Consider the following 10,995-nt stretch of genomic DNA (forward strand, 5'->3'; position numbering starts at 1 on the left):
CTTGGGGAAGAAGTCATGGAACAAGTCAGCATTCGTCGACCCTTGGCGTGGATGATCGCCATTGCAGTCCTTCTCAGCGGATTCTTCGCAGCCTCCCTCAACAGAGCCTGGGCGGCCCCGGATGACGGGGTTGCCGACATCAAGGGGTTCTTGTCGACGAACCCCACGGGGAACCTGGCCACCTGGTCCAAGGACCTCGGAACGGTAGGAGCGTTGGCGCTCCCGCTGCCCCTGGTGACGTCGTCGCCGGGGGCATTGCTGGGTGTGGACGACATCATCCAGAAGGTGGTCGTCGACACCCTGTCGGGAGTCGTCAGCTTCAACGAACTGATTGCGGCGCCGGGAACAGGCTCCTTCCCCTTCACGCTTCCTGACGGGCGCAGCGGCACGCTGACCACGAACGCAACGAAGATCGGTGAAGGCTGGCGCGTCGACTTCACGGCGACCGTGAACCGCACCGTCACCGGCCTGGACCTGCACCTCGCCGACGCCGCCACGGGCGTCGACCTCTCCGTCACCGGCGGCGTCTCGGCCGCGGTCACGGCCCAGGTGAAGTTCAGCATCCAGGAAGACGGCAGCGGCGGCGTGTGGATGATCCATGACACCGACCCCACAACCCAGTCACCCCGCCTCGACATCGACGTCACAGCCACGGTGACTGCCAACGCCAAGGCCGCCGTCGGCATCCTGGGCGTGTCGCTGACCGGCTCGACGCTGTCGGTCAAGCACTACACGAAGGCCACCTTCAACGACCCCAACAACGACGGCAAGCTCGCCTTCGTGGGCAACCAGGCTGAGCTGGCGGCGGCCGGCTCGCTCGAGGGCCTCGTGCAGGCGGACCTCGATGTGGACAGCAACAGCTCGATCTCCGGTCAGTTCACCCTCGGCGCCGATACGACCGTGACCATCCCGGGCTTCCCGACGACGGTGAACGCCACCGTCGCCGTCAACTGGCCCGACATCACGCAGGGTGCGCCGCAGGTCACCGCGACAGGCTTCGACGCCACCCTCGGCAAGTTCCAGAACATGAACCTGCAGAACCTCGCCGACGGGCTCGCCCGCGTGATCACCGCCATCAACGCGATCCAGCAGCGCAACTACGACTCCGGTGGCGTGCCCACCGGCAACCTGGACCTCCCCTTCATGCGCGGGACCCTGGCCGACGTCATCGCCATCGCCGAACCGCTGAAGGCCTTCCTCGCGGACAACGTCTGGTCCGACGGTGACCCGGCGAGGCTCGGCACCCCCAAGTTCAGCTCGCTGCAGGACCTCCTGACCAAGCTCAACGCCAGCCTCGATCTCGGCACGGTCAGCTGGGACTCCACCAACAACAAGTTCGTCATCCCGCTGGAGTTCTCGGGCACGGCCTCCGGGAACCTCGACAAGGCCGCACAGGACCTCTCGGGCACCAGCAGCACCTTCACCGACACCACCATGACCGTTTCCGGCACCCCCTGGGCGGGCCAGGACCTGTCCGGACGTCGGGTCGTCGCCGGTTCATCGGGCGGCGAGATCGCCAGCAACACCGACAACTCCATCACCCTCACCGGCAACTGGGCGCCCAGCACCCCCACCGGCACCGTCAACTGGGTCATCTCGGGTCCGGAGGAGCGCACCGGCGCCATCACGTTCGCCGATGTGCTCACCAACGACGACGGCGCGGGCATCCTCGGCGCGAACGCCGAGGCGAGCGCCGCAGTGGTGAGCGCCACCCACAAGGCCACCATCACCGTCGTGCTCGACCTGAACGACCCCGTGACGGGCATCGGGTGCGCACCGGCAGACAAGGCAGGACAGCCCTGCCCGTACGAGACCACCATCGCGGGCATGAAGATGAAGGTCGACGAATGGCCGCTGCCCACCGACCGGGTGATGCTGCGCACCGGCTCCACGATCTACACCGCGGACTTCCCGATCGAATCGACGATCGACATGCAGGCCAGGGCAGGCTTCTTCAAGGTCAACATCAAGGGCGACCTCGTCATGTGCCGCTCCAGCCAGAACGACACCTGTAGCGACACCGGCACCGATCCCATGGTCTCCATGGCACTGAAGCCCATCGGCGACGCACAGAAGGACATCCGGCTCAGCAAGCTCGTCAGCATGCTCGTGACCGATCCCGGCGCCGTGCTGACCCCCGACATCAACATCCGCGCCAAGGCGACGGCTAGCATCACCGTGCCGGAACTCGAGGGCTTCATCGGCAACGACGTGACGTTCACCCTCAACTGGACTGATCTGACGGACCCCGACACGCTCGCGTTCACCGCGCCGAACTTCTCGAAGCTCACCTCGCTCGATTTCTCCGTGGACAACCCGAAGGCGTTGTTCAACATGGTCATCAAGCAGTTGCAGACCCTGGTGCACAACATCGCCGAGGCCGATCCCGGCACCGGCAGCGACGCCTACAATACCAAGCTGCCAGGCATCGGCCGCTCCCTGCGCGACCTGGTCCTCAGTGACCAGGCCAACGGCGACGCGGGCGTCAGCTACGGCACCAAGACCCTCGTCGACAGCACCCGCACCGCCGCCGCAGCGAAGTTCACGCAGGCGATGGTGGGGCGGGCGATCACGGTGGGGACGCAGGTCAACATCGTCGAATCGGTGAGCACCGACGGCACCACGCTCACCATGGTCAAGGACTGGGACGCCCTCCCGGTGGCCGGCACGCGCTACACCGCCCGTGCCGCGCTGCTCGACGCGGTCGACTGGCTCGTGGCGAACAACCCCGACACCATCCAGGACCTGGTGACCAACCTCAATTCCCGCCTCGGCGGCACGCCGCTCTCCGTGGCCTATGTGCCCGGGACGGCCCCGGCCCCGGCCAGCCTCGTGCTGAAGGTGGCCTGGGACCGCAGCTACCGCACCGACACCCCCATCGCGGTGGATCTCGGCGCACTCGGCGACGTGGTCACGGTCAAGGGGACCGGCCAGGCGCAGGCCAGCGTCACCGGCTCCGTCAACGTCGGGATCCTGGTGCCACTCAGCACTGCGGATCCGGGCTTCAAGGTGATGGAGGACTCCAGCATCTCGGTGCACGCCAACGCCTCCGGCGAGGGCGTCCTCACCGGCACCCTCGGCCCCCTGTCGCTGTCGCTGGGTGACCCCTCCGGCGCTGAAGGCGCCGAGAAGGCCAAGGTCGCCGTCGATCTCGGCGTGCGCATCGGCGTCGACGGCGCCACCGCGAACAACCCGGTGGACTGGTCCACCTTCCTCAGCAGCGCCGGCGTGAAGCTCAACCCCACGGGGATGGCGACCGGCGGCGTCACGTGTGAGAGTGGCATCACCACCGAACTCATGGCGTGTGCGAACGTGCCGCTCTTCGCCAAGGGCGTGAGCGATTACACCTCTGTGGGCGCCCTCAAGGTGCGCCTGCCGCGCTCGTCCGACCTGGGTGATCTGCTGCCCAGCGGTAACCTGCCCGCGCCCGACGACGCGCTCAAGCAGCTCGACATCCCGGCTGATCTCGCCGCGCGCATCGCCGCTGCGGTGCTGGACTTCGGCCAGTTCGAGCACGGCCTCGACAGTTACCTGGCCACAGCTGAGGTCGCACTGCGGGCGGCCTCGTTCGAGGGCAAGCTGCCGCTCGTCGGCAAGGACCTGCAGCAGGGCGCCGACTTCCTCGGCACGCTGCGCACCACGCTGAAGAATGAGGTTCTCGGCGGCCTGACCAGCTTCAGCCCCAAGGACTGGGTGGCAGAGGTCAACAAGCGCCTCGACGAGAAGCTCACCGCAGCCGGCCTCCAAGCGGTCTCCCCGCTGGTCGGCCTCGAGTGCAAGGCGTTCCTGGAGCCCGCAACGGGCCTGACGGCAGTGGCCGTGCCTGTTCCGGCGGCGGATGCCGTGAAGCAGACGTACGAGTACCGCGTCGTCGCCTATCAGGGCCCGGCGGATGCCAAGGAGGACACCGTCGCGAGCAGCGTGGCCTCCGTCGAGCAGGCTGCACTGTCCGCGAGCGTGGGCGTGAAGCTGGACTGGACTGCTGTCGCGGGAGCGACCGGCTACAAGGTGCTGCGCAAGCTCTCCACCGACGCCGAGTTCATGTTCCTCTTCGACGTGGGCTCCGCTCTGACCTACACCGACAACGGGACGGCCACAGCGGCCGCCTACACCCTCGTCGTCGAGAAGCCGCAGCTGATCGACTGCCCCGCGAACCAGGTGGGTGGGGTCACGCTCGAGGTGACAGTGCGCGATGAGTTCACGGGCGCGTCGCGTCCGCTGGACATCGGCATCCCCGGCCTGTCCCTCAAGGCTGACCCGGCGAGCGGTCAGAGCACCGTCAGCGTGGGCGCGAAGTTCGCGCTCCACCTGAAGGTGGGCCTGAACCTCAACGACGGCTTCTACGTGGCCACGCAGGACGGCTGGGACACCGTCGACGGCAACGCCGTGGCGAGCCCAGAACTGGGCGTCGAGCTGACCGTGACCATGCCCGCCAAGGTGGAGGCGAAGCTCGCCTTCATCGGGGTGGACATCACCTCGGCCGGGGCGCCTGAGGTGTTCACCGGCCACTTCAAGGTGGATCTGCACAAGCCCGGGCAGACCGGCAGTTGCTTCGCCGCCGGTGACGCCCTGTGTGCGCCGAGCGACAGCGCCAAGCTGACGTTCGCGGATCTCAGCACGGCCTCCATGGGAGACCTGTTCGCGGTGTCGATCGGCGCCGCTGTCACCATCGACTGGGACATCGAGTCCCGGATCGAGATCGACGGCGACGACTCGCTCCTGCCTGGTGTGAAGGTCAACTTCGAGCTGGGCTGGACGATCTCCGCCGACAACGACGGCGGGTCGCTGCGGTCCAGCGTCGGTACCCCGACGATCGCGTTCAACGACTTCCAGATCGACGCCGGCAAGGTGTTCTCGGACATCCTCGGCCCCATCCTGGAGAAGGTGAAGAGCGTCACGGGCCCCATCCAGCCGATCATCGACGCGCTCTACGCGCCGCTGCCGGTGCTGTCCGACGTCAGCAAGGCCGCAGGCGGTGGCGACATCAGCCTGTTCACCCTTGCCGAAACGTTCAGCACCCTCGCTGACGGGCCGGACCTCACCATGGTGAAGCGCATCACGAACGTGATCACGCTGCTCAACTCGTTGCCCGAGTGCACCACCAGTTGCTGGGTGACGATCGGCAGCTTCAAGGTGCTCGGCGACGACGCGCTCGACACGACGCTCACCCCGGACGTGGCCGGCAGCCTGATCACCGGTGGCGTGCCGAACGCCACCCTCCTGTCGGATCTCAATGGGAAGGCGGGCCCATCTGCGCCCAAGACCTTCACTGAGCCCGGCGGTTCGGCGACGGCAGGCAAGGCGAACGAGGCCGGGATCACGTTCCCGATCTTCCAGGAGCCCACGAAGGCCTTCGCCCTGCTGATGGGCGGCGACATCGACATCGTCAAGTTCGACTCCGGCAACCTGACCCTGGGCTTCGCCTTCAGCCAGGAGTTCGGACCGGTCTACGCACCGCCGCCGGTGCTGCTGACCCTGTCGGGTTCAGCGTCGATCACGGCGCGTATCCGGGCCGGTATGGATACCTACGGCATCCGCAAGGCCATCGAGATGCGCGACACCGCCTCCGCGGGTGAGATCGCGGTCAGCGTGCTCGACGGTCTCTACTTCGACACCAATGACGAGAACGGCAAGCCGCTGCCGGTGGTCACGCTCAAGGGCGAGATCGCCGCCGGCGCGATGGTCAGCGTCCTGGTCGTGTCCGTGGGCGTCGAGGGTGGGCTGGGTCTCACCGTCGGCCTCTACTGGAACGATCCGAACAACGACGGGAAGTTCAGGCTCACGGAATTCGTCCAGGCACTGGTGGTCAACCCGTTGTGTCTGTTCCAGATGTCTGGCCGGGTCTATCTGTTCCTGCAACTCACCATCAAGATCGGCGTGAGCATCTTCTCCGTGTCGTTCTCGGTGCGGTTGGTGGAACTGACCCTGTTGGACTTCACCGTGAAGGTGGACTGTTCGCCGCCTCCGCCCAACGTCGGCGGCGTGGTGGGTGACACGCTCTACGTCTTCACCGGCAAGCTCGGCACAGACTCCTACCGCGGCGCCCCGTGGGGCGCCAAGGCTGACGGCGACGCCGAGGTCATCAAGGTCACGCAGCTCCACTACGCGCAGACCACGGCCAACATCGACGGCACCGACGGCGCCTACGACGGCATCAAGGTGCAGATGCTCGGCATCACGCGTGAGTTCCACGACCCGGGCATCAAGCGCGTCGTCGTGGACGGCACCAGCAGTCCTGTGCCGATGAAGCTGACGTTCAGTGGTGACGGCCAGCGCCAGACGGAGGTCACTCCTGAGGGCGCACCGCCGCCGGCAACCACGGCGTTCGACCGTGAGGTCGTCGTCAAGGGCACCGGATCCGCCGACCAGATCACGGCGGGCAACGGCCCGGCGTACATCGACGGCGCCGGTGGCGACGATGTCATCACCACGGTGGACACCGGCCTCACGGTGAACGGTCTCGTCTCCAAGGCGTGGGTCGCCGGTGGCACTGGTGCCGACAACATCACCGTCGGTGACGGCGACAACAAGGTGGCCGGCGACGCCACCCTGGCGTTCACCCAGAACACCTCTGCGCTCACCACCGTCAAGGCAGTGGACGCCGAGAGCGACCCGCCGGACATCCCGGCGGGGGCCGTGATCGCCTACGCCTCCGCGAAGGATCCGACGACCCAGGCCCAGGGCGACAACTGGGCCGGCGACACCATCCGCGTCGGTCTCGGCGCCACCAAGGTGCGCGGCAACGCCGGCGACGACACCATCTCGGTGACGACCAACACGCCCACCCTGAGCTCGAAGGGCAGCAGGCTCATCGGCGACGACGGCAACGACCGCCTCAACGGTGGCGCGGGCAACGACGTGATCTTCACCGGCGCTGAACTCGACTACGGCGTGGACGATGTCGGCTCCGACGACGCCGACGTGACGACGTTCAACATCGTCAACTCGGGCGAGGGCAACGACTTCGTCTGGGGGAGCAAGGGTGTCGACTACCTGACCAGTGGCTCGTTGAGCAACCAGTCCACGCAGCTGGTGGGCGGCGACGCCAACGACGTGCTCGTCGGCGGCCTCGGCACCGACAAGCTCTACGGCGGTCCGGGCGACGACTACCTGTCGGCAGAGCCCGCCGTGGTGGGCGACCCCGCCGTGGATCCGCACACCATCGACGGCGTCACCTACGGTCCGCTCCGCACCGTGACCGCGCTCGCGCTCCCGCCGGGAGCGACGCCCAACACCAAGACGCTGGTCGGCGGCCTCGGCAACGACCACGTGTTCGGTGGCGACGGTGCAGCGCTGATCTACGGTGACACGTTCAACCAGGCCGAGCAGTGCAAGGCCGGCGCGACGGTCGCCTCAGATCCGGTGACAGAGTCGACGACCGCCGCCACCGGCGACGGCAACGACTTCATCATCGGCGGCAAGGGCGTCGACACCGTCTCGGCAGGCGGCGGCGATGACCGCGTGCAGGCAGGCGGCGGAAACGACCTGGTCTGCGGCCAGCATGGAAGCGACAAGCTCGACGGCCAGGGCGGCGACGACCAGCTCTGGGGCGGCGCAGGCGTTGATTCCGTCTGGGGCGGCGACGGCGAGGACGACGTGTTCGGCAACGCCGACAACGACTTCCTCTACGGCGGCAACGGCGCGGACGTCATCGAGGGCAACGCCGGTGACGACTGGGCCTCCGGCGGCCACGGCAACGACCTCGTCGTCGGTGGCACCAGGGCGGCAGGCAAGCCAGACGGCGCCGACCAGCTGTACGGCGACCAGGACCTTGACCGCCTGATCGGCGACAACGCCACGGCGGCCGCGCTCAGTGTGCCCGTCGACCTGGCGACGACGGTCCAGCCGTCGACGCTGGGCGGCAAGGACACCATCTGGGGCGGCGACGACAACGACACCGCCTTCGGTGGCCTCGACGACGACACGGTGTATGGCCAGGGCGGTGAGGACCACCTCGAAGGCAACAACGGTGCTGACACCGTGCTCGGCGGCGCCGGCCACGACATGATCGTGGGCGGCTCGTGGGAGGAGGCCTCGGCAGGCATCGGCCGACCCGACGCCGGCGACCGGCTCTTCGGCGAAGAGGGCGACGACCTCATCGCCGGCGACAACGCCATCATCTCGGTGGTTTCGCTTGCGCAGACCCATCAGATCCTGCGCAACCGGATCACCGACGGGCGCTCGATCGTCCCGCTCGACCTCGGCGACGCGCCGACGGCGGGCACCTCAGGGGCGGACGAGGTCTACGGCGGCGACGGCACCGACGTCATCCTGGGCCAGGGCGGGCATGACCGCCTGATCGGCCACGCCGGGGCAGACCTCATCGAGGGCTGGGCCGGGACCGACTGGATCGAGGGCAACGACGGTGACGACGACCTCATCGGCGGCTCCAGCTGGGCTTTGTCCGGCACGGGCAACACCACCGTCGGGCAGCCCGACGTGGCCGATGCCATCTTCGGCGGCGACGGCGACGACGCACTGCTGGGCGACAACGGGCGCATCACCCGTCCGTCGACCGGCGAGGCGAGCATCGCGGCGCTCAAGCGGATGGGCTCCGACGGCGGCAGCCTGGTCACGGCACGCTGGGTCGAATGGTTCGATCTCGCGGCTGGTGGCGCGGCCACCCGCTACGGCGACGACCGCCTCAGCGGTGGCGACGGCGTTGACGGCATCTGGGGCCAGGACGGCGCAGACGTCATCTCCGGCGACGGCGACGGCGACTACGTCGAGGGCAACGGCGGCGCGGACACCATCCGCGGCGACCTGCCGATCGGTGTGGAGTCGGCCAAGACGCCCGGGGCCACGGTTCTGGCGGATCCCGGGTGGCCGGGCTCGGCGAGTGCCGCAGCCCAGCTGATGGGACCGGGCGCTCCTGACGGCCAGGACGACATCATCGGTGGCAGCTCGCGTCGCGCGTTCCGCGACACGGGCGACATCATCGAGGCCAACGGGGCCGACGACGTGGTCGTCGGCGACAACGGCACCCTGCTGCGCAAGCTCCAGGGCATGCCGGGCGAGTTCGTCGAGGCGGTGTTCACAGAGCGGTACCCGATTGGTGCCGTGCCGTCGAGTGCCACCGCGGTGCGGGTCTCCGATCCGGCCTCCGGCGAGCCGACGACCAGGTTCTGCAGCGCGAGCGGCACCACCTGTGAGCCGGTGGGCGCCTTCGGCGACGACGTCATCTACGGTGACGACGGCGACGACGGCCTCTGGGGTCAGGACGGTGACGACACCATCCGTGGTGGCAACGGCAACGACGAGGTGTACGGCGAGCTGGGCAGCGACGAGCTGTTCGGCGAGGCCGGTGACGACGCGATCCTGGGTGACCGGGGCGGCGTGGTGACCACCTACCTCGATGGCGACCGTGGCCCCGCAGAGTTCACGGTGACGCTCAACCAGCCGCCCGCCGAAACCTTCACGGGCTTCCGTCGGGGCGCGCTGGATCGACGCATCGATCTGCTGCACGACACCAACGGCGGCGTGTGGCTCGGTTCCAGCACCACCAACGTCATGCCCCATCCGGGCACGGTGGAAGGTGGCCGCGACCGGATCCGTGGTGGGCTGGGCTCCGACGTCATCGACGCCGGCGCTGACGACGACCTGGTCAATGGCGACTCCGGCGGTGACCGGATCTTCGGCGGCAACGGTGAGGACGTCCTGTGGGGCGGCCGCGGGTGTGACCCGTTGGCCGACGCCGCAACGACGGACTGCCTCAGCAACGGCGCGTTCGACGCGTCATCGCGAGGTGACAACGACCGGTTCGTCGACTTCGTCTTCGGCGGAGCGGGCGAACTGGACACGGCCAAGCAGGACGTCATCGGCTCGGACATCATCGACTGGGCGCCGCGTGGTGGCTTCGCCAGCTGCACGACCAGCGACTGGCCGGTCGACCTCGGTGCACAGGTGGTGGACCCGTGTGCCTGGTTCGAGATGACCGACACGGCCGACGCCGATGCGGTCAACGACCAGCACCACCAGGGTGTGGACTGGCTCTACGGCGGCCTCGACAGGGACGTGCTGCAGGGTGACGTGACGGCCAACGGCCCGAACGCCGGTGACCGGCTGATGGACACCACAGGCGCGTTCAACCTGTACTCGCACTGCAACGCTGCCTACGGCGGCTTCAACGACCTGCGGGTCATGTCGCCGGCGGTGCGCGACTTCGTGCACCAGCTGGCGTGGACGGCCGGCGCCGGCCAGACGGTGGGGGATGTGACCACGAAGGGCACCTCCGCCTTCACCGAGACGGCGATGGTGTACAACACCGACATGAAGCGGGCGGCAGGACCTGCCTACCCGAACACGCCGGGTCACTTCGACATGCCGGCCTGCCAGCCGTAACCGTCGAACGGTCGGCCCCACCCCTCCTTCGGGCGGGGTGGGGCCGACCGCTGTGCTCAGGGCAGTGGGTTCCGAGGTGAGGTTCAGTTGGTTCCGAGTGCGCCGGTGAGGTCGGCGTCGGGCGAGTCGACGATCAGGAGGCGCACGAGGCGGTCCCTGACTCCGACGGTCTCTGACCACACGGTGCCCAGGTTCCGGCGCCCCACCCAGGTGTCGTCGGTGGCGCTGACCTTCTCCGTGACGGTGCCGACGCAGGCCTCAGCCTGACGCAGCCACTCGGCGAAGTACGCCGAGGCGTCGGTGGCGGTGGCGAACTCGAGCGTCAGGCCCACGCCGGCGTTGCCTGCGTCGTCGCTGAGGTTGCCCTCGAGGGCCGCCACGGGCTGCGGGTAGGGGCGGATCTCCGTGCAGCCCAACGCGACGGCGGCGTAGGCCGAGTGCTCCGGCGAGGTGGCGTGCACCCAGGTGTCGTTGCCCATGAACCCCTCGTCGGGGCTGCCGGGCCTGGCGGTGGGCCGCCATCCCTCGGCCGTCGCGACGTCACCGGGGGCGAGCCCGCCGGCCGTGCTGGGCGCCGGTGCGGTGGGCGCCGGGGGCGGCTCCGAGGGCGGAGCGGCGGTCTCCGCGGCTGGGGTGGAGGCGGCGGGGGTGCCC

At 68.5% G+C, this 10,995-nt stretch carries 2 protein-coding genes; one reads left to right on the plus strand and one right to left on the minus strand.

Features of this window, described 5'->3' with window-relative positions; genetic code table 11:
* The first annotated feature begins 51 nt into the window (after nucleotides 1-51).
* Complete coding sequence (locus tag C3E87_RS10665; RefSeq protein WP_083665580.1) at nucleotides 52-10,341, plus strand: calcium-binding protein; 10,290 nt, start codon at nucleotides 52-54, stop codon at nucleotides 10,339-10,341.
* 83 nt (nucleotides 10,342-10,424) lie between these two features.
* Here C3E87_RS10665 and C3E87_RS10670 read toward each other — a convergent pair.
* Nucleotides 10,425-10,995, minus strand: a 571-nt coding sequence (locus C3E87_RS10670) for a hypothetical protein (RefSeq protein ID WP_198928289.1), incomplete at its 5' end; no start/stop codon positions are given.

The organism is Tessaracoccus sp. ZS01 (assembly GCF_022342445.1).
GTDB lineage: Bacteria > Actinomycetota > Actinomycetes > Propionibacteriales > Propionibacteriaceae > Arachnia.